The organism is Streptomyces sp. STR69, from assembly GCF_024519455.1.
GTDB lineage: Bacteria > Actinomycetota > Actinomycetes > Streptomycetales > Streptomycetaceae > Streptomyces.
This window is the reverse complement of the sequence record NZ_JALJRY010000009.1, coordinates 46953-66833: the sequence shown is the minus strand read 5'-3', so window position 1 is coordinate 66833 and position 19881 is coordinate 46953. Positions and strand designations below refer to the sequence as shown.

The following is a 19881-nucleotide window of genomic DNA, read 5'->3' as shown; positions in this document are numbered from 1 at the left end:
GCGACGCGTCAGCAGGTTCGCCCGACGTAGTAGGCGCCCTGGATCTTCCGGGCGGAGCCCAGCCAGGTCGTGCCGGGGCTGACGCACAGCTCGTGGTCGCGCGCCAGGGCGACCTTGACCTTGATGACGACATGCGAGCCGTCCCTGGTGCAGTGGCTGTAGTAGGCGTTGGTACTGGTCTTGAAGAAGCCGCAGATGATGGCGGACGCGGGGGCGGCGGACGCGGGGGCGGCGGCCACCGAGCCGAGCGAGGTGAGCACGAGGGCTGCGGCACCGAGGGCGCTGGTCACGACACGACGAACTCGCAAAGGAAACTCCTTGGTCGGCGATCGGTTGGGCGGTCGGGCGGTCTGATACCGGCCCCACGATCGCCGCGTCGGCCGGCGCGGTGGATCGAACGCCGGGCCGTTCACCCGGGGAATCGATTTGTCGCTGGACCGATCGAGTGACAATCACCCGTGGAGCGCCGCCGGCCAACTCACCTGAGGTAATGGCCCTCTTCGATGTCCTCGATCAGGCCGCGGTGGGTGGGCAACGCCCCGCCCGCCGACCTGACCCCGGCTCGGCGGAACGCGGCCGACGGACCGGTCCACCGGCCCGGAATTGGACCTGACCGGCAGCCCGGTCGGAATCTAGTGTCGAAGTCATGACGACCGGCCCGACCTCCGACTCCCCTGCCGATGAGGCCACTTCGAGCGAGCGGGCCTCGTTCCCCCCGCTCCTCACCCGCCCCCTCCTCCTCCGTTTCATCAGCATGGTCGGCGCCAGTCTCAGTTTCTTCCTGCTGCTCTCGGTCGTACCGGCATATGCGGCCGAGCGCGGGGGCGGCGGCGCGGCGGGGCTCGCGACCGGTTCGCTGATGCTCGCGACGGTCCTGGGCGAGCTGGTCACTCCCCGGCTCGTCGGCCGCTTCGGCTATCGACCGACCCTGATCGCCGGGCTGTTCCTGCTCGGTGCCCCGGCGTTGGTACTGACCGTCTCCGGGCAGGCAGCCTGGATCGCGACGGTCTGCTTCGTCCGCGGACTCGGTTTCGCGCTGACGATCGTCGCGGGCGGTGCGCTCACCGCGTCGCTGATCCCGGACGAACGCCGGGGCGAGGGGCTCGCGTTGGTGGGTGTGGTGTCCGGGGTACCGTCGCTGGTCGCGCTGCCGCTGGGGCTCTGGCTGGCCGGGCGCGCGGGCTACGGCCCGGTCGCCGTGGCCGGTGGCCTCGCGGCACTGGCCGCGATCGTCTTCGTACTCGGACTGCCGGACCGCGCGGACCGCTCCGAGCAGCCGTTGGGCGTCGTACGGGGACTGCGAACCGGCGCTCTGCTACGGCCGGTTCTGGTCTTCGCGGCCACCGCCACCGCCGCCGGCATCCTCGTCACGTTCCTGCCGCTGGCCGTGCCCTCGGCGTCCGCCGGAGTCGTCGCGGCGGCCCTGTTCGTGCAGACCGCGACCTCGACCCTGACGCGCTGGCTGGCAGGCCGCCACGGCGACCGGCACGGCAGCGAGCGGCTCGTGCTGCCCGGCCTGCTCCTGTCGGCGGCGGGCGTCCTGGTCATCGCCCCAACTACCAACCCAGTAGCGGTCATTGCGGGCACCGCCCTGTTCGGTGCGGGCTTCGGCATCACCCAGAACGCCACGCTGACCCTGATGTACACCCGCGCTTCCGCCGCCTCGTACGGCACGGTCAGCGCGCTGTGGAACCTGGCCTACGACGGCGGTATGGGTCTCGGCGCGGCCGGCTTCGGCATCACGGCGGGCCTGACCGGCTACCCGTGGGCCTTCGGGCTGACCGCGCTGCTGATGCTGGTGGCGCTGGCGCCGGCGCTGCGGAACCGGCGGGTCACGGTGCCTTCCGCGCGCCCTCCAGCAGTTGACGGAGACCCTCGGTGAGCCGGTCGGCGTCGGGTGCGGTCTTCGGGTCGAAGGTCCACTGCATGATGAGCCCGGACATCACGACCATGTAGAACGAGCCGAGCGTGTCGGCGGTCTCGTCCGACACCTCCTCCTCCGGCACAGCCATGAGCAGCGAGACCAGTCCTCGGCCGCCCTCGCGCTGCGCGAGCGCCAACTGATCACGGGCTTCCGGCAGCTGGTCGCCCATCGCCATGATCTCCCCGCTGAGCCGCCACATCGAGCCCGGCTCACGGAGGGAGGCGACGACGTTCGACCACACCTCCCTGAACCGCTCCAGCGAGCCCGGCGCCCCTTCGAGCCGGTCACCCCACTCGAAGGACATGTCGTCCACCAGCGAGACGTAGGCCTGCGCGAGCAGCGCGTCCTTCGAGCCGTAGTGGTAGCCGATGGACGCGAGGTTCGTCCCCGACTCCTTCACGATGTCGCGCGCCGTGGTGCGCGCGAACCCCTTCTCCAGCAGGCAGCGCTTCGCGCCTTCGAGCAGATCCTCACGGTGTCCCATGCGCGCCAGGCTACCGCCGATCCATACAACTGTCCTAGACGCACGATTTACACGAGCGATTTATACACACGTCATAGACAAGCGTTTAAGACGCGCGTACATTCACTGCCATGACGAACCCACCGAGCTCGACGAACCTCGCCGGCACTCCCAACTCCCTTGCCGGGCGCCGCGAATGGACCGCCCTCGGCGTCCTGATGCTGCCGCTGCTGCTGGTCTCCATGGACGTCTCCGTCCTCTACTTCGCCATCCCGGCGATCAGCGCGGACCTGGAGCCCAGCGGCACCCAGCAACTGTGGATCTTCGACATCTACGCCTTCGTCCTGGCCGGCCTGCTGATGACGATGGGCTCGATCGGCGACCGCATCGGCCGCCGCCGGCTCCTCCTGATCGGCGCGGCGGCCTTCGGCACCGCGTCCCTCATCGCCGCCTACGCGGACAGCGCCGAGACCCTGATCGCCGCCCGCGCCGTCCTCGGCATCGGCGGCGCGACCCTGATGCCCTCGACGATGGCGCTGCTGCGCACGATGTTCACCGACCCCGGCCAGCGCGCGAAGGCGATCGGTCTGTGGTCCGGCGTGATGACCGCCGGTGTCGCGCTCGGCTCGGTGCTGAGCGGTGTGCTGGTCCAGTACTTCTGGTGGGGCTCGGTCTTCCTGATCAACCTGCCCGCGATGGCCCTGCTCCTGCTCATCGGCCCGTTCCTGCTCCCCGAGTCGAAGAACCCCGCCCCCGGCCGCTTCGACTGGCCGAGCGTCCCGCTGTCCCTGGCCGCCGTACTGCCCGTGATCTACGGCCTCAAGGAGATCCCGTCCGAGGGCTGGCACGTGCAGTACGTCGTCTCGATCACCGTGGGCCTGCTCTTCGCGACCCTGTTCGTGCACCGCCAGCGCACGGCAGCGTCCCCGATGATCGACCCCACTCTCTTCCGTGGCCGCGGCTTCGCCCCCTCCGTCGTGCTCAACCTCGTCTCCGCCTTCGGGATGATGGGCTCGGCGTTCTTCACCACGCAGTACCTGCAGTCGGTGCTCGGCAAGAGTCCGCTGGAGGCGGCCCTGTGGGCGCTGCTCCCCTCGGTGCCGATCGGCATGGCGGCCCCGCTCGCAACGACCCTCGTCCAGAAGGGAGTCGACCGCGCCCACGTCGTCGCGGCCGGCTTCGCGATCGCCGCCTGCGGCTACGGCATGCTCGCCATCACCGGCACCGACGCCCTCTGGCCGGCCCTGGCCGCCGCCGGTGTCCTCGCCTCCGGGATCGTCATGGTGATGTCCCAGATCATGGACCTCGCGATGGGCAGCGCACCGGTGGAGAAGGCGGGCGTCGCGTCCTCGCTGATGGAGACGGGCGCGGAGTTCGGCGGCGCGCTGGGCATGGCGGTCCTCGGCTCCATCGGTACGGCCGTCTACCGCCACGGCATCCCGGCCTCGGCCCCCGCCCCGGCCCACGAGACCCTCGGCGGCGCCCTGGCCGTCGCCCGCCAACTGCCGGGGCACGCGGGAGATGCCCTGACGGCAACCGCACGGCAGGCCTTTACCGACGGCATGCACGGCGCGGCGATCGGCGGGGCGGTACTGCTGCTGGGCGCGGCCTTCGCGGCGACGCGGACCCTGCGGGGGCTGCGCGTGCAGGCGCCGGAGCCGGTGGCGCCGGAGCCGCAGGAAGCGCAGGTATGAGGCCTCAACACACAGGAACGCCGGGCGGGTTGAGGATTCTCTCCGCAACCCGCCCGGCGTTCACATGTGACGCGGGTTGGGCCTCAGGCCAGGTTCACCGAACGGGCCGACGTCGCCCCGATCTCCTCGGCCACCTCCGCCAGCACATTGACGGCCACCGTGTCGTCGACGGTCAGCACGGCCAGCGCCTCGCCGCCCGCGACCGACCGCGAGACCTGCATACCGGCGATGTTGATGCCCGCCTCGCCGAAGACACGACCGACCGTGCCGACGACACCGGGACGGTCCTCGTACCGCAGCACCACCATGTGGTCGGCGAGCGCGAGGTCGACGTCGTACTCGCCGACCGCGACGATCTTCTGCAGGTTCTTGGGACCGGCCAGCGTGCCGGAGACCGCGACCTCCTCGCCGTTGCTCAGCGTGCCGCGCACGGTGACGACGTTGCGGTGGTCGGCGGACTCCGAGCTGGTCGTCAGCCGGACCTCGACGCCGCGCTCCTGCGCGAACAGCGGGGCGTTGACGTACGACACGGTCTCGTCGACGACGTCCTCGAACACGCCCTTGAGCGCGGAGAGTTCGAGCACCTTGACGTCGTGCTGGGTGATCTCGCCGTAGACCTCGACGTCGAGGCGGACCGCGACCTCGCCCGCCAGCGCGGTGAAGATGCGGCCGAGCTTCTCGGCGAGCGGGAGGCCGGGCTTGACGTCCTCGGCGATGACGCCGCCCTGGACGTTGACCGCGTCGGGGACGAGTTCACCGGCGAGCGCGAGGCGCACCGACCTGGCGACCGAGACACCGGCCTTCTCCTGCGCCTCGTCCGTGGAGGCGCCGAGGTGCGGGGTGGAGACGACCTGGTCGAACTCGAACAGCGGGGAGTCCGTGCAGGGCTCTTTCGCGTACACGTCGAGGCCGGCGCCGGCGACGCGGCCCTCCTTGAGCGCGGAGTACAGCGCCTCCTCGTCGACGATCCCGCCGCGCGCGGCGTTGACGATGCGCACGGTCGGCTTGACCTTGCGCAGCGCCTCGTCGCCGATCAGACCGACCGTCTCGGGGGTCTTGGGCAGGTGCACGGTGATGAAGTCGGAGACTTCGAGCAGCTCGTCGAGCGACAGGATCTTGACGCCCATCTGCGCGGCCCGCGCGGGCTGGATGTAGGGGTCGTAGGCGACGACCTTCATCCCGAACGCGGACATGCGCTGCGCCACGAGGGCGCCGATACGTCCCAGACCCACGACACCGAGGGTCTTCTCGGCCAGCTCGACGCCCGTGTACTTGCTGCGCTTCCACTCGCCGTTCTTCAGCGCGGCGTTGGCCTGCGGGATGTGGCGTGCGGTCGCCAGCAGCAGACCGCAGGCCAGCTCGGCGGCGGTGACGATGTTCGAGGTGGGGGCGTTGACGACCATCACGCCGGCCTTGGTGGCGGCGGAGACGTCGACGTTGTCCAGGCCGACGCCGGCTCGTGCGACGACCTTCAACTTCCGTGCGGCGGCGACCGCTTCGGCGTCGACCTTGGTGGCCGAACGGATCAGGATCGCGTCCACGTCGGCGATCGCGGGGAGCAGTTCGCCCCGGTCGGCGCCGTTGCAGTGGCGGATCTCGAAGTCCGGGCCGAGGGCGTCCACCGTCGCGGGCGACAGCTCTTCAGCGATGAGTACGACAGGTTTCGAGCTCACGTGAGTCCTCACAAGTCCATTGCGTGCGGACGGCCGTCCCGACGGCCGCAGGCGGTGGAGGTACGGGCCGCGTGGAGACGCACGACGCTGTGGGCCTGACGCGTATGTAGTACGGCAGTGTAGTGGCGCGCCGACAGTCGTCTTACGCCTCTGCGGAAGGATCACCCGTCCGAGGCTGGACGGGTTGGACAAAGGGGCCGGAGCACTCGCTCCGGCCCCTCGGCCCCAGGACTTACGCCTCTTCGTCGACCCAGCTCATCAGCTTGCGGAGCTGCTTGCCGGTCGTCTCCAGCAGGGACTCGGCGTCCTTCTGCTTGTACTCGTTGTACTTCTTCAGGCCACCGTGGTACTCGGCCATCCACTCACGCGCGAAGGTGCCGTCCTGGATCTCGGCGAGGACCTGCTTCATCGTGGCCTTGGTCTCGTCCGTGATGATCCGCGGGCCGGTGACGTAGTCGCCCCACTCGGCGGTCTCGGAGATCGACCAGCGCATCTTCTCCAGGCCGCCCTCGTACATGAGGTCGACGATGAGCTTCAGCTCGTGGAGGCACTCGAAGTACGCGATCTCGGGCTGGTAGCCGGCCTCGGTCAGCGTCTCGAAACCGGCCTTGACCAGCGCGGCCGTACCACCGCAGAGAACGGCCTGCTCACCGAACAGGTCGGTCTCGGTCTCCTCGGTGAAGGTCGTCTTGATGACGCCGGCGCGGGTGCCGCCGATGCCCTTCGCATACGACAGCGCGAGCGCGAAGCCGTTGCCGGTCGCGTCCTGCTCGACGGCCGCGATACACGGAACGCCGCGGCCCTCCTCGTACTGGCGGCGGACGAGGTGGCCCGGGCCCTTGGGGGCGACCATGCAGACGTCGACGCCGGCCGGGGGCTTGATGAAGTCGAAGCGGATGTTCAGACCGTGGCCGAAGAACAGCGCGTCGCCGTCGTTGAGGTTGTCCTTGATGGACTCCTCGTAGACCTGGGCCTGGATCGGGTCCGGCACCAGGATCATGATGACGTCGGCCTCGGCGGCGGCCTCGGACGGCGTCACCACGCGCAGGCCCTGCTCCTCGGCCTTCGCCTTGGACTTGGAGCCCTCGTGCAGACCGACGCGCACGTCGACGCCGGAGTCACGGAGCGACAGCGCGTGGGCGTGGCCCTGGCTGCCGTAGCCGATGACCGCGACCTTGCGGCCCTGGATGATGGACAGGTCGGCGTCGGCGTCGTAGAACAGCTCGGCCACTTTGGGTTCTCTCCTTGGTGTGCAGGTGTTGCGTCCCACCGTATGACGGCGGGCGGAATCGAAGTTCGGGGGTCTCGGAATGCGGGCGGCCGGGGCCGCCCGCACACGGGTTCTACGCGGAGCGGTCGAGCGCGCGCAGCGAGCGGTCGGTGATGGAGCGGGCGCCGCGGCCGATGGCGATGGTGCCGGACTGGACCAGTTCCTTGATGCCGTACGGTTCCAGCATCTTGAGCATGGCGGTCAGCTTGTCGCTGGAGCCGGTGGCCTCGATGGTGACGGCCTCCGGGGAGACGTCGACGGTCTTGGCGCGGAACAGCTGGACGATCTCGACGATCTGGGAGCGCGTCTCGTTGTCGGCGCGCACCTTCACCAGAACGAGTTCGCGCTGAACGGCCGATCCGGACTCCAGCTCGACGATCTTCAGCACGTTGACGAGCTTGTTGAGCTGCTTGGTGACCTGTTCGAGCGGGAGTGCCTCGATCACGTTCACCACGATCGTGATGCGGGAGATGTCGGGGTGCTCGGTGACGCCGACGGCGAGGGAGTCGATGTTGAAGCCGCGCCGGGAGAACAGGGCGGTGATCCGGGCGAGGACACCTGGCTTGTTCTCGACCAGGACGGAGAGCGTGTGCTTGGACATTTCTCTGTGGTCTCTCTCGCTCAGTCGTCTTCGTTGTCGCCGAAGTCGGGGCGGACGTCCCGGGCGAACATGACCTCGTCGTTGGAGGTGCCGGCGGCGACCATCGGCCACACCATGGCGTCCTCGTGGACGATGAAGTCGATCACGACGGGGCGGTCGTTGATCGAGTTCGCCTCCTCGATGACCTTGTCGAGGTCGTCGGGGGACTCGCAGCGGATCGCGTAACAGCCCATCGCCTCCGACAGCTTGACGAAGTCGGGGATGCGGGTGCCCGCGCTCGGCTGCTTGCCGTCCGCCTCCGGGCCGCTGTGCAGCACGGTGTTGGAGTAGCGCTGGTTGTAGAACAGGGTCTGCCACTGGCGGACCATGCCGAGGGCGCCGTTGTTGATGATGGCGACCTTGATCGGGATGTTGTTCAGGGCGCAGGTGGTGAGTTCCTGGTTGGTCATCTGGAAGCAGCCGTCGCCGTCGACCGCCCAGACCGTACGGTCCGGGGCGCCGGCCTTGGCGCCCATCGCGGCCGGGACCGCGTAGCCCATCGTCCCGGCGCCGCCGGAGTTGAGCCAGGTGGCCGGCTTCTCGTACTGGATGTAGTGCGCAGCCCACATCTGGTGCTGGCCGACGCCCGCCGCGAAGATCGTTCCCTCCGGGGCGAGTTGGCCGATGCGCTCGATGACCTGCTGCGGGGAGAGCGAGCCGTTGTCGGGCTGCTCGTAGCCGAGCGGGTAGGTCTCGCGCCAGCGGTTGAGGTCCTTCCACCAGGCGCTGTAGTCGCCGGTGTGGCCCTCGCTGTGCTCCTTCTGCACGGCCTGCACCAGGTCGGCGATGACCTCACGGGCGTCGCCGACGATCGGGACGTCGGCGGCGCGGTTCTTGCCGATCTCCGCGGGGTCGATGTCGGCGTGGACGATCTTGGCGTGCGGGGCGAAGCTGTCCAGCTTGCCGGTGACGCGGTCGTCGAAGCGGGCTCCGAGGGCGACGATCAGGTCGGCCTTCTGCAGCGCGGTGACGGCGGTGACCGCACCGTGCATGCCCGGCATTCCCACGTGCAGCTCGTGACTGTCGGGGAATGCGCCGAGCGCCATCAGGGTGGTGGTGACGGGCGCTCCGGTGAGTTCTGCGAGGACCTTCAGCTCGGCGGTGGCGTGGGCCTTGAGGACGCCGCCGCCGACGTAGAGGACGGGCCGCTTCGCGGCGGTGATCAGCTTGGCGGCCTCGCGGATCTGCTTGGCGTGCGGCTTGGTCACCGGGCGGTAGCCGGGCAGGTCCATGACCGGCGGCCAGGAGAAGGTGGTCTTCGCCTGGAGGGCGTCCTTCGCGATGTCGACCAGCACCGGTCCTGGACGGCCGGTGGAGGCGATGTGGAAGGCCTGCGCGATGACGCGCGGGATGTCCTCGGCCTTGGTGACCAGGAAGTTGTGCTTGGTGACCGGCATCGTGATGCCGACGATGTCCGCCTCCTGGAAGGCGTCCGTACCGATCGCCTTGGACGCGACCTGCCCGGTGATCGCCACGAGCGCCACCGAGTCCATGTGCGCGTCGGCGATCGGCGTCACCAGGTTGGTGGCGCCGGGGCCCGAGGTCGCCATGCAGACGCCGACCTTGCCGGTGGCCTGCGCGTAGCCGGTGGCCGCGTGACCCGCGCCCTGCTCGTGCCGGACCAGGACGTGACGCACCCGCGTCGAGTCCATCAGCGGGTCGTACGCCGGAAGGATCGCACCGCCGGGGATGCCGAATACCGTGTCGGCCCCGACTTCCTCGAGAGAGCGGATGAGGGACTGCGCGCCCGTGACGTGCTCGGGGGCGGACGGCTGTCCTCCGGATCGGGGCCGCGGCTGCGGATGGGCCCCGGTGGCCTGCTCGGTCATCGTCATTCTCTTCTCGATGCTGAGGGTTTTTGCGAGGTTTGTGCGGGGTTCTACTGCTGCACGACTGGATCCTGTGCAACAAAAAACCCCTCGTGCCGTGAGGCAAGCGAGGGGAGCGCGCCGGGTGCGGTCGCTGGGAGTTCCGGGTCCGTCCGGACGTCACCAGCTTCAGCCGACGCGCTTTCCAAGTACGAGAATTCGGGTGCGCATGGGACTGACCCTCCCCCCGGCACGCACCGACTGTCAAGTGGGTGGGACGGGAGTCTCATTATGTGAGCGGAGGGCCGTTCCGCCCCCGAAAACGACGGGCACACCACTGGTGTACACCCCCGGGGCGCCGCCCGCGAACGCGGGCTCGGCGGGCCCGTGCGGCACCGGATAGTGGCCGCAGGACAGGGCCCGGCGCAGCCGGTACTCGTCCAGCGGCCCGGAGAAGGCCATGCCCTGCCCGTGCGTACAGCCCATCGCGCGCAGGGCGACCACCTGTTCCGGCAGGTCGACCCCGTCGGCCACGGACTGCAGCCCGAGGTCCCCGGAGATCCGCAGCAGCCCGCTGGTGATCTTGTGCAGCCGCGCGGACTCGACGACGCCCTCGACCAGACTGCGGTCCAGTTTCAGTACGTCGACGGGCAGCCGCCGTAGCGTCGTGATGGTCGCGTAGCCGCTGCCGAAGCCGTCCAGGGCGATCCGGACGCCCAGCCGGCGCAGGGCGGTCAACCGGCGCTCCAGCTCGTCCAGGGAGACCCGCGGGTCGGTGTCGGACAGCTCGATGACCAGGGACCCGGACGGCAGGCCGTGCCGGGTCAGCAGGGCCTCGATCGAGCCGAGCGGCATCGACTTGTCCAGCAGCCGCCGGGCACTCATCCGGACGGCCACGGACACGGCGGGCCCGGCCGCGATGCGCTCGGCGGCCTGCTCCACGGCCTCCTCCAGCATCCAGCGCCCCAGCTCGGCGGTCCTGTCGCTGTCCTCGGCCACCCGCAGGAACTCGGCCGGCGTGAACAGCACCCCCTGCGACGAACGCCATCGCGCCTGCGTGGAGACCGAGGTGATCCGGCCGTCCGTCAGCGACACCACCGGCTGGTGCAGCAGCGCGAACTCGCCGTCGTGCAGCGCGGCCCGCAGCCGCGTGGCCAACTCCGCCTTCCGTACGACGTCCTGCTGCATCTGTGGGGCGTACAGCTCGACCCGGCCCTTGCCCGCCCCCTTGGCGCGGTACATCGCGAGGTCGGCGTTGCGCAGCAACTCCCCCGCGCCCAGGCCCGGTTCGGCGAAGGCGACGCCGATGGAGGCGGCGACACGGACATCGTTGCCGTCGATCAGGTACGGCTGGGACAGGGTGATTCTCAGGCGGTCGGCGAGTTCCATGATGTGCCGCTCGCGGGCGGCCCGGTCCCGGGTGCCGTCGCCGACGATCAGGGCCGCGAACTCGTCGCCGCCGAGCCGGGAGGCGGTGTCCCCGTGCCGGACCGCGCCGTCGAGCCTGCGGGCGGCCTGGATGAGGAGTTCGTCCCCGGCCTGGTGGCCGATGGTGTCGTTGACGGCCTTGAAGCCGTCGAGGTCGATGAAGAGCACGGCCGTGCCGCGGTCGGTGGAGCGGCGGCCGGACAGGGCCTGCTGGACGCGCCTGGTGAACAGGGCGCGGTTGGGCAGGTCGGTGAGCGGGTCGTGCTCGGCGTTGTGCTGCAACTGCGCCTGGAGGCGCACCCGTTCGGTGACGTCCCGGCTGTTGAAGATCAGGCCGCCGTGATGGCGGTTGACCGTCGACTCGACGTTGAGCCAGCCTCCGTCGCCGGACCGGAAGCGGCACTCGATACGGGTGGTGGACTCCTCGAAGGGGCTGGCGGCGAGGAAGCGGCGCACCTCGTGCACCACACAGCCCAGGTCCTCGGGGTGGATGAGCGAGGCGAGTTCGTTCCCGACGAGTTCCTCCGCGGCCTTGCCGTAGACACCGGCGGCGGCCGGGGAGACGTAGCGCAGGATGCCGTTCGGGGCGGCGATCATGATGACGTCGCTGGAGCCCTGGACCAGGGAGCGGAAGTGGTTCTCCTTCTGGGCCAGTTCCTGGGTGAGGGTGATGTTGTCGAGCAGCATGATGCCCTGGCGGACCACGAGGGCGAGCACCACGCAGCCCGCGGTGATGAGCACCACGCGGTCGGGGCTGCGGCCGTTGAGGACGTTGTAGAGGATCCCCAACGTGCAGACGGCGGCGGCGAGATACGGGGTGAGCGCGGCCAGCGAACCGGCGATCGGCCGGGTCGCCGGATAGCGGCCCTGGTCGGCGCCCGGCGCGGCTGCCGGGTGCTGGACGCCGCTGCGCTGTCCGGGCCGGTGTTCGTGCACCACGCGCGTGTGCCCGTCGTCCTCGGGCTGGGTGTGCCGGGGCGCGGCCCACGGCGCGTAGGCGAGGAGCAGTGAGCCGGCGAACCAGCCCGCGTCGAGCAACTGCCCTGAGTGGTAGTTGTTGTGGAGCAGCGGCGAGGTGAACAGGGCGTCGCACATCACGGTCAGGGCCAGCGCGCCGATCGCGGTGTTCACGGCGGTGCGGTTGACCGAGGAGCGCCGGAAGTGCAGCGCGAGCACCATGCTGACCAGGGCGATGTCGAGCAGCGGGTACGCCAGCGACAGCGCGGTGTGGGCCACGCTCGGCCCGTCGAACTTGGCGGCCTGGGCCAGCGCGAGGCTCCACGACAGCGTGAGCAGCGAGCCGCCGATCAGCCAGGCGTCGAGCGCCAGACAGACCCAACCGGCCTTCGTGACAGGCCGCTTGGCGAGAACGAGCAGGCCCACGATGGCGGGCGGCGCGAAGCACAGGAAGAACAGGTCGGCGAAGCTGGGGCTGGGGACGGTCCGTTCGAGCACGACCTCGTACCACCCCCAGACTCCGTTGCCCAGTGCCGCCATCGCAGAGGAGAGCGAGAACAGCAGCCAGGCGGGTCGAAAGCGGATACGGCGGCTTCGCGCGTAGAGGAAGCATGAGACGGCGGCGGTACCGGCCGCCGCGCTGAGCCCGAAGTCGCCCATGATCAGGGCGACTTGGTGGGAACCCCAGTCGAGCGCGGAACCGACGGCGTATCCCGCGCACACCAGGGCCAGGACGAGTTGCTGGACCAGGCTCCAGCCACCGCCGGAACCCGGCGGGCGTGGCTGCCGGGCTCCCGGTGAAGTCCGGTCCCGGAGCGCCCCGTTGAGGGTGGTCGTCACAGACGGTGGCGAACTCACCGGGCCCTCCCGGTCCGCGTCGCTCCCGGGTCCCGCAGGCCCCGGTGTGCCGAATGGGCGTGCCTGCGGCGGCTGTTGAGCCTGCGGTGGTGATGGCTGGGGTGGCTGTGCTGTCCGCCATGACCGCTGCGGCTGCCGTGACCGCTGTGATTGCCGTGGTGGCCGCGTCTGCGCGCGGCGGTGCGCCAGGGTCGCCGTCGGCGGCCCCGCCGCGTCGGATCGCTCGTCCATAGGCCGTGCATCGCCCGTCGCCCCCCTCACAGTCTGAAATGTCCATCCCCGGCGCCGAACGGTGCGCGGCGCAGCCCCTGCCGGGACGATACACCAGTCTCGTCACTCAGGGACATAGTTCCTCTACGCTCCGTGACGACCAGCGGAGATGTGTGCACGCCCCGCTTCCGGAGGGTTGCGGAGGGTACCGGAAGCGGATTGCACGGCTGTTGCGACTACTCCGTCGGTCCTGTCGTAAGGATCACGTTGCGCAGCGGCTCATGGTTCACGAACCGTCCCAACTGGTCCACAACCAGACGCTTCGCACGCGGCAGGAACGCCGACGTGGGCCCGCCGACATGCGGACTGATCAGCACGCCCGGCGCCTGCCACAACGGGTGCCCCTGGGGCAGCGGTTCGGGGTCGGTGACGTCCAACGCGGCGGTGATACGGCCGCTTTCCAGCTCCGCGAGCAGCGCCTTGGTGTCCACGACGGGACCGCGGGCCACGTTGACCAGCAGCGCCCCGTCCTTCATGCGGGCCAGGAACTCGGCGTCGACCAGGTGACGCGTGGTCTCGGTGAGCGGCGTGGACAGGATGACGACGTCCGCGTCCGGGAGCAGGGCGGGCAGCTCGGTGAGCGGATGCACCGGCCCGCGCTCCGTGGTGCGACCGGAGCGCGCCACGCGCGCCACCCGCGCGAGCTCGAACGGAGTGAGCCGGTCCTCGATGGCGGAACCGATGGACCCGTAGCCGACGATGAGAACGGACCGGTCGGCGAGGGCCGGCCGGAACCCGCCGAGCCACTCCCCCTTGTCCTGCGCCCGCACGAAGTCGGGGACGCCCCGCAGCGAGGCGAGGACAAGGGTCAGCGCCAACTCACCGGTGCTGGCCTCGTGCACGCCCCGCGCGTTGCACAACCGCACACCGGGGCGCAGGTACTTGAGCCCCGGCTGCACATGGTCGATACCGGCCGACAGCGTCTGCACGACCTCCACGGAGCCCATCGCCGGCAGCGGCCGTACGCCGGTCTCGCTGCTCTTCATGTAGGGCACGACGTAGAAGGCACAGTCGGCCGGGTCCGCGGGGAAGTCCTCACCTCCGTCCCAGAACAGGTAGTCGGGCCCCTCGGGGAGCCCTTCGATCTCCTCCGGCGGGATGGGCAGCCACACGTCGACAGTCATGGTCAGGAGGCTATGTCAGGGCCACGCGCGCGTAGAGGTTAGGTTGGTGGGCCAGGAGAGGGAGGGTCACGAGCAGGTGGAGCGCAGGACGATCGGTGCGGGGGCGCTCTCGATGGGGGCCGTCGGGCTCGGCTGCATGCCGATGAACTGGGCCTACAGCGGGTCTCGGCAGCGGGGCGACGAGTCGGTCAGGGCCGTGCACCGGGCGCTCGATCTGGGCATGACGCTGCTGGACACCGCCGACATGTACGGCCCGTTCACCAACGAGCTGCTGTTGGGGCGGGTGTTGAAGGATCGGCGCCGGGACGCGTTCGTGTCGACCAAGGTCGGCCTGCTGGTCGGCGAGCAGCACATCGTGGCCAACGGCCGCCCCGGCTATGTGAAACGCGCCTGCGACGCCTCGCTGCGCCGCCTCCAGACCGAGGTGATCGACCTCTACCAACTGCACCGCGCCGACCCCGAGGTCCCGGTCGAGGAGACCTGGGGTGCGATGGCGGATCTCGTACAGGCGGGAAAAGTAAGGGCGTTGGGGGTGTGCGCGGTCGGTGCCCGCGCCGCGCGCCGCCCCGGAGCACGGCTGCATGACGGAACGATCCGCCAACTCCAGCGCGTACAACAGGTGTTCCCGGTGACGGCGGTGCAGGCCGAGCTGTCGGTGTGGTCGACGGAGGCGCTGGACGCGCTGCTGCCGTGGTGCGCGGCGCGCGGCGTCGGTTTCCTCGCGGCGATGCCCCTCGGCAACGGCTTCCTCACCGGCACCCTGACCCCGGGCGAGGGCTTCGAACGGGACGACGTGCGCGCCCGCCACCCCCGCTTCACCGCCGAGATGACCGCCGCGAACCAGCCGATCGTGGCCGGTCTGCGCCGCGTGGCCCGCCGCCACGGCCCGGAGGTCACCCCGGCCCAGGTGGCCCTGGCCTGGACGCTGGCGCAGGGCCCGCACGTGGTGCCGGTCCCGGGCACCAAGCAGGAACGCTGGGTGACGGAGAACGCGGGGGCGGCGGAACTCCGCCTCACCCCGGAGGACCTCACGGAGGTGGCGGAACTGCCGGGGGCACTGGGCTCCTGGGACTGACGTCGTACGGGGGGACAGGGCTCGATCCTGCGTCGGTCGTCGATGATCGGGAACCTGTCCGGCGCGAGCGGTGTATGACAAGGAGAACCCGCCCGTCGAAGGGACCTGATCGTGCAACGTCGAGTCGTGTCGGCCGCCCTGGCCGTGACCGCGCTCCTGCTGACGGCAGGCTGCTCCTCCGGCGGCGGAGACCCGCGCTACGGCACAGCTACGTCTTCCGGCAGCGCCGGTACGGCCACGGGGTCGTCGTCGCCCTCCGGAGAGCCCGCCGCGCAGGTCCCGCCGGCCAAGGGCACAGTGAAGGTGCTGCGCACGGTCACCGAGGGCCTGAAGACCCCCTGGGGTCTGGCCCCGCTGCCCGACGGGAACCTCCTCGTCTCCTCCCGCGACGACGGCACGATCACCCGGATCACCGAGAAGACCGGCCGGAAGACCGAGCTGGGCACGGTCTCCGGGGTCTCCCCGGCGGGCGAGGGCGGCCTCCTAGGCATCGCGCTCTCCCCGGACTACGCCTCGGACCACATGATCTACGCCTACTTCACCTCCGCCTCGGACAACCGCATCGTCCGCATGCTGTACGACGAGAAGAAGCCGGCCGGTGAGCAGCTGGGCGCCCCGGACACGATCTTCAAGGGCATCCCCAAGGGCTATATCCACAACGGCGGCCGGATCGCCTTCGGCCCGGACGGCATGCTGTACGCGGGCACGGGCGAGAGCGGTCAGCGGGGCCTGGCGCAGGACAAGAAGTCCCTGGGCGGCAAGATCCTGCGGCTGACCCCGGAGGGCGACCCGGCGCCGGGCAACCCGTTCCCGAACTCGCCGGTGTACACCTACGGCCACCGCAATGTGCAGGGCCTGGCCTGGGACTCCAAGCAGCGGCTGTTCGCCTCGGAGTTCGGCCAGGACACCTGGGACGAGCTGAACACGATCGCACCGGGCGACGACTACGGCTGGCCGAACGCGGAAGGCAAGGGGAACGACCCCAAGTACCACAACCCGATCACCCAGTGGCACACCGACGACGCCTCCCCCAGCGGCATCGCCTATGCCGAGGGCTCCATATGGATGGCGGGCCTGAAGGGACAGCGCCTGTGGCGCATCCCGCTGGACGGCACGAAGGCGTCGGCCGCCCCGCAGGCCTTCCTCACCGGCGAGTACGGCCGACTGCGCACGGTGGTGTCGGCCGGCGGCGACAAGCTGTGGCTGGTGACCAGCAACACGGACGGCCGGGGCACACCTAAGTCGGGGGACGACCGGATTCTGGAGCTTCAGGTGTCGTAGCGGACGCGTCGCCGGAGGAGTCGGCTTCGGCGGAGGGGTCGGCTTCGACTTCGGCCAGGCGTACGACGACCTTGCCGGACTCCAGGTCTATCGGGCCGCGTCCGGGGTCGCCGTCGGCGACGTCGACCCTGGTCAGCTCCAGTCGGTTGGCCTCGTCCTGGGTGTGCTTGCGGCCCGGTGAGAACAGTTCCTCGAACATGTTGAACACGGGGCCTCCCCTGGCCGGTCTCCTACAGCGTACGACTCATCCGGCCGAACGCACGGTGAGCGGGTCGGGCGGGAACAGCCCCAGCCGGTGGGCCACGGCCGCCGCCTCGCCCCGGCCGGAGACGCCCAGCTTGCCGAGGATGTTCGAGACGTGGACGCTCGCGGTCTTCGGGGAGATGAAGAGCTCCTCGGCGATCTGGCGGTTGGTGCGACCGGCGGAGACCAGGCGCAGGACATCGCGCTCCCGGCTGGTGAGGCCGAGCGCCTCGACGGGGTCGGCGGGGACGGCTCTCGGTGCCGGGACCCTGGTGAGCGTCAGCCGGGCCCGCTGGGCGAGCAGGGCGACGGAGTCGGCGAGGGGGCGGGCGCCCAGGTGCTCGGCGACGGCACCGGACAGCCGGAGCAGTTCGGTGGCGCGGTCGCGCTCGTCGTCACCGCCGTGGGCGTCGGACAGGAGCGCCTCGGCCAGGCGGTGGCGGACGCGGGCGAGGTCGTAGGGGCGGTCCAGGCGTTCGAAGATGACGACCGCCTCGGACCAGTCGTCCGGGGTGCAGCGGCCCTCGGCGCGCAGCAGTTCGGCGCGGAGCCAGCGTTCGTGCGCCTGCCAGACGGGCACGTTGGTGGCGGCCCGCCTGGCGGTCTCCCGGATGCGTTCGACGGCCTCGGGGCGGCCGGGGTCGGCGACGGGCAGGCCGATGGCCTGGCTCTCCGCGATGGCCGCGGTGAGCAGCAGGGGCCAGACGTCGAACTGGGAGCCGGGTCGGAAGCCGGAGTCCAGGGCCCGTTCGAGTGCGGCCCGGGCGTCCAGGAGGTGACCTTCGGCGGCGGCGATCTGGATCGCGATCCGCTCCAGGGGCTGGTGGTGCTGGGGTACGAGGTCAAGGGTGCCGAAGTACTCGCGGGCCGCGGCGAGTTGGCGGCGGGCCTCGGCCACATCGCCCTGGGCGAGGGCGAGTTCGGCGCGGAGCGTGGCGTTGAAGCCGCGCGGCTTGGACCGCCGGCTCACGCGCTCCGCCTTGGTCACGGCCTCGGTGGCCTCGTCCCAGCGGCCCAGGGTGAACAGGGATTCAGCGAGGTTTCCCCAGATCCACGCCTCTTTGTCGAACTGGCCGAACTCCTTGGCGTAGGCGAGCCCCGCCTCCAGGATCGGCACGGCCTCGCGGGAGCGGCCGACGGTTTCGAGGAAGGACGGGAGGTTGACGAAGCTGCGGCCGGCGACGGTGGTGATGCCCTCGGCGACCGTCCGTTCGTTCACCTCGGTCAGTTCGGCGAGGCCCGCTTCGACGTCGCCGGACGCGACCATGAGGCCGGCCAGGGTGAGGCGGGCGTCCATCTCGATCTCGCGGGCGCCCACCATCCGCGCGTACTCGACCGCGCGCTCGGCGGCCACGTAGGCGTCGGGTCCCGGCACATGGATCATGGACCAGCCGGCGACCTGGGCCAGAACCTCGGCGTGCACCTCGGAGGGCGGCAGGCCGCGGACGAGTTCCTGGGCGGCGGCCAGTTCCGGCCAGCCGTCGCCGCGGTCCTGGTGCCGGACCAGGATGGAGCGCTGCACCCAGAACCAGGCGGCCCGCAGCGGGTCCGCCTCGTCCTCCAGGAGGTGCAGCGCCCGCTTGGTGATCTTCAGGGCGCGCTCGCGCTCCCCGCTCAGCCGCCCGGCGACGGCTGCCTCCGCCATCAGGTCGAGGTAGCGCAGGGGTGTGGTCTCCGGCTCGCAGCCGCAGGGAGGATAGACCTCGGTGTAGTCGACGGGGCGCAGCTCCGCGCGCACGGCCTCGGGGGCGACGTCCCACAGCTCCATCGCCCGCTCCAGGAGCCGCAGTTGCTCGGAGTGGGCGTGCCGGCCGCGGGCCGCGACGGAGGCGTCCAGGACGGCGGGGAGGGCCTTGGCGGGGTCGTGGGCGTGGTACCAGTAGCTCGCCAGCCGCATGACGCGCTGATCGGCGGGGACCAGCGTGGGGTCGGCCTCAAGGGCTTCGGCGTAGCGGCGGTTGAGGCGGGAGCGCTCGCCGGGCAGCAGGTCGTCGCCGACCGCCTCGCGGACCAGGGAGTGGCGGAAGCGGTAGCCGTCGCCGGCGGGCGCGGCCTGGAGGATGTTGGCGCCGACGGCTGCCCGCAGCGCCTCGATGAGGTCGTCCTCGGCGAGCCGGGCGACGGCGGCGAGCAGTCGGTACTCGACGGTGGAGCCGCCCTCGGCGACGATCCGGGCGACCCGCTGGGCGCTCTCGGGCAGCGACTCGACGCGGACGAGGAGCAGGTCGCGCAGGGAGTCGGTGAGGCCGGTGCGGCAGCCGTCCTGGGCGGCGACGGCGAGTTCCTCGACGAAGAAGGCGTTGCCGTCGGAGCGTTCGAAGATCTCGTCGACCTGGGCGGGGTCGGGTTCGGCGGCGCGGATGCCGGCGATCTGGCGGCCCACTTCCTGCCGGTTGAAGCGGCCGAGTTCGATACGGCGGACCGTGCGGAGCCGGTCGAGCTCGGCGAGCAGGGGGCGCAGCGGGTGGCGGCGGTGGATGTCGTCGGCGCGGTAGGTGGCGAGGACGAGGAGGCGGCCGGTGCGCAGGGTGCGGAAGAGGTAGGCGAGGAGGTGGCGGGTGGAGGCGTCGGCCCAGTGCAGGTCCTCCAGGGCGACGACGACCGTGCGGTCGGCGGCGACGCGCTCCAGGAGACGCGCGGTGAGTTCGAAGAGGCGGGCCATGCCCTCCTCGTCGCTGCGGCGGGCCCGGTGTGCGCTGGGGGTCTGCGCCAACTCGGGGAGCAGCCGGGCGAGTTCCTCCTCCTGGTCGGCGGCGGCTGCGGACAGCTCGGCGGGGAGTTCGCGGCGCAGGGCGCGCAGGGCCGTGGAGAACGGGGCGAAGGGCAGGCCGTCCGCGCCGATCTCGACGCAGCCGCCGAGCGCGACGACGGCGCCCCGGCGGCAGGCGGCGGTGGCGAACTCCTCGACGAGCCGGGTCTTCCCGACGCCGGCCTCGCCGCCCAGCAGCAACGCCTGCGGCTCGCCCGCGGCAGCGCGGGCGAGCGCGTCGTTCAGCGTGTCCAGTTCGTCGGCGCGGCCGACGAAGACCGGACTGACGGACCTGGTCTCCACGGTCCCGAGGATGTCACGCGGGTCTGACAACGCGGCACCCGTTTTCGGGAGGGCGGTCGCACGCAGGAGCATCGCGCCGACCTGCAGGACGGGCGCGGTACGGCCGCCCTCCCGCGCCCGG

14 protein-coding genes are annotated in these 19881 nt (G+C 70.8%); 4 read left to right on the top strand and 10 right to left on the bottom strand.

Annotation, left to right across the window (positions count from 1 at the left end; translation table 11 throughout):
- Positions 1-8: 8 nt before the first annotated feature.
- A complete protein-coding gene (locus OC490_RS18370) occupies positions 9-308 on the bottom strand; it encodes a DUF6355 family natural product biosynthesis protein (protein WP_262059044.1) in 300 nt (99 codons plus the stop codon).
- 338 nt (positions 309-646) lie between these two features.
- Between OC490_RS18370 and OC490_RS18365 the strand changes: the two genes are divergently transcribed.
- Entirely contained in the window at positions 647-1882 is a 1236-nt protein-coding gene (locus OC490_RS18365; protein ID WP_262059043.1) for an MFS transporter, read from the top strand.
- On the opposite strand, the gene OC490_RS18360 is transcribed toward OC490_RS18365, so the two are convergent.
- Positions 1833-2408, bottom strand: a complete 576-nt coding sequence (locus tag OC490_RS18360; RefSeq protein ID WP_262059042.1) for a TetR/AcrR family transcriptional regulator — start codon at positions 2406-2408, stop codon at positions 1833-1835. The two genes, OC490_RS18365 and OC490_RS18360, sit on opposite strands and share 50 nt — an antisense overlap.
- 110 nt (positions 2409-2518) lie before the next feature.
- Between OC490_RS18360 and OC490_RS18355 the strand changes: the two genes are divergently transcribed.
- Positions 2519-4081, top strand: a complete 1563-nt coding sequence (locus OC490_RS18355; protein ID WP_262059041.1) for an MFS transporter — start codon at positions 2519-2521, stop codon at positions 4079-4081.
- Between the two features lie 83 nt (positions 4082-4164).
- Here the strand turns inward: OC490_RS18355 and serA are convergent, their stop codons facing one another.
- The 6 genes from serA to OC490_RS18325 all read right to left on the bottom strand — a co-directional run bounded on the left by serA (position 4165) and on the right by OC490_RS18325 (position 14109).
- The gene (serA, locus tag OC490_RS18350) at positions 4165-5754 is read right to left on the bottom strand and encodes a phosphoglycerate dehydrogenase (RefSeq protein ID WP_262059040.1); all 1590 of its coding nucleotides are present in this window, start codon (positions 5752-5754) and stop codon (positions 4165-4167) included.
- A 232-nt stretch (positions 5755-5986) separates the two neighbouring features.
- The gene (gene ilvC, locus OC490_RS18345) at positions 5987-6985 is read right to left on the bottom strand and encodes a ketol-acid reductoisomerase (protein ID WP_043680264.1); all 999 of its coding nucleotides are present in this window, start codon (positions 6983-6985) and stop codon (positions 5987-5989) included.
- A gap of 112 nt (positions 6986-7097) precedes the next feature.
- A complete protein-coding gene (ilvN, locus tag OC490_RS18340) occupies positions 7098-7625 on the bottom strand; it encodes an acetolactate synthase small subunit (RefSeq protein WP_262059039.1) in 528 nt (175 codons plus the stop codon).
- 20 nt (positions 7626-7645) lie between these two features.
- Positions 7646-9499 (bottom strand): acetolactate synthase large subunit, encoded by a 1854-nt coding sequence (locus OC490_RS18335; protein ID WP_200710221.1) that lies wholly within the window; start codon positions 9497-9499, stop codon positions 7646-7648.
- A gap of 237 nt (positions 9500-9736) precedes the next feature.
- Positions 9737-12715, bottom strand: coding sequence for a putative bifunctional diguanylate cyclase/phosphodiesterase (locus tag OC490_RS18330; RefSeq protein ID WP_262059038.1), 2979 nt, complete (start codon positions 12713-12715; stop codon positions 9737-9739).
- A 446-nt stretch (positions 12716-13161) separates the two neighbouring features.
- Positions 13162-14109 carry a 2-hydroxyacid dehydrogenase gene (locus OC490_RS18325; RefSeq protein ID WP_262059037.1) on the bottom strand — a complete coding sequence of 316 codons (948 nt, stop codon included), beginning with the start codon at positions 14107-14109 and terminating at the stop codon, positions 13162-13164.
- Between the two features lie 76 nt (positions 14110-14185).
- Between OC490_RS18325 and OC490_RS18320 the strand changes: the two genes are divergently transcribed.
- Together OC490_RS18320 and OC490_RS18315 are read left to right on the top strand one after the other, a co-directional pair.
- Complete coding sequence (locus OC490_RS18320) at positions 14186-15184, top strand: aldo/keto reductase (protein WP_262059244.1); 999 nt, start codon at positions 14186-14188, stop codon at positions 15182-15184.
- Between the two features lie 126 nt (positions 15185-15310).
- Positions 15311-16465, top strand: a complete 1155-nt coding sequence (locus OC490_RS18315; protein WP_262059243.1) for a PQQ-dependent sugar dehydrogenase — start codon at positions 15311-15313, stop codon at positions 16463-16465.
- Here the strand turns inward: OC490_RS18315 and OC490_RS18310 are convergent.
- Both OC490_RS18310 and OC490_RS18305 read right to left on the bottom strand, forming a co-directional pair.
- Positions 16422-16673, bottom strand: coding sequence for a DUF6191 domain-containing protein (locus tag OC490_RS18310; protein ID WP_262059036.1), 252 nt, complete (start codon positions 16671-16673; stop codon positions 16422-16424). The two genes, OC490_RS18315 and OC490_RS18310, sit on opposite strands and share 44 nt — an antisense overlap.
- Positions 16674-16709: 36 nt before the next feature.
- Complete coding sequence (locus tag OC490_RS18305) at positions 16710-19832, bottom strand: helix-turn-helix transcriptional regulator (protein ID WP_262059242.1); 3123 nt, start codon at positions 19830-19832, stop codon at positions 16710-16712.
- Positions 19833-19881 lie beyond the last annotated feature (49 nt).

Coding starts and splice junctions, on each gene's coding strand:
- OC490_RS18365 (WP_262059043.1), top strand. CDS start 647: ATGACGACCGGCCCGACCTCCGACTCCCCTGCCGATGAGGCCACTTCG.
- OC490_RS18360 (WP_262059042.1), bottom strand. CDS start 2,408: ATGGGACACCGTGAGGATCTGCTCGAAGGCGCGAAGCGCTGCCTGCTG.
- OC490_RS18355 (WP_262059041.1), top strand. CDS start 2,519: ATGACGAACCCACCGAGCTCGACGAACCTCGCCGGCACTCCCAACTCC.
- ilvN (WP_262059039.1), bottom strand. CDS start 7,625: ATGTCCAAGCACACGCTCTCCGTCCTGGTCGAGAACAAGCCAGGTGTC.
- OC490_RS18335 (WP_200710221.1), bottom strand. CDS start 9,499: ATGACGATGACCGAGCAGGCCACCGGGGCCCATCCGCAGCCGCGGCCC.
- OC490_RS18325 (WP_262059037.1), bottom strand. CDS start 14,109: ATGACTGTCGACGTGTGGCTGCCCATCCCGCCGGAGGAGATCGAAGGG.
- OC490_RS18305 (WP_262059242.1), bottom strand. CDS start 19,832: ATGCTCCTGCGTGCGACCGCCCTCCCGAAAACGGGTGCCGCGTTGTCA.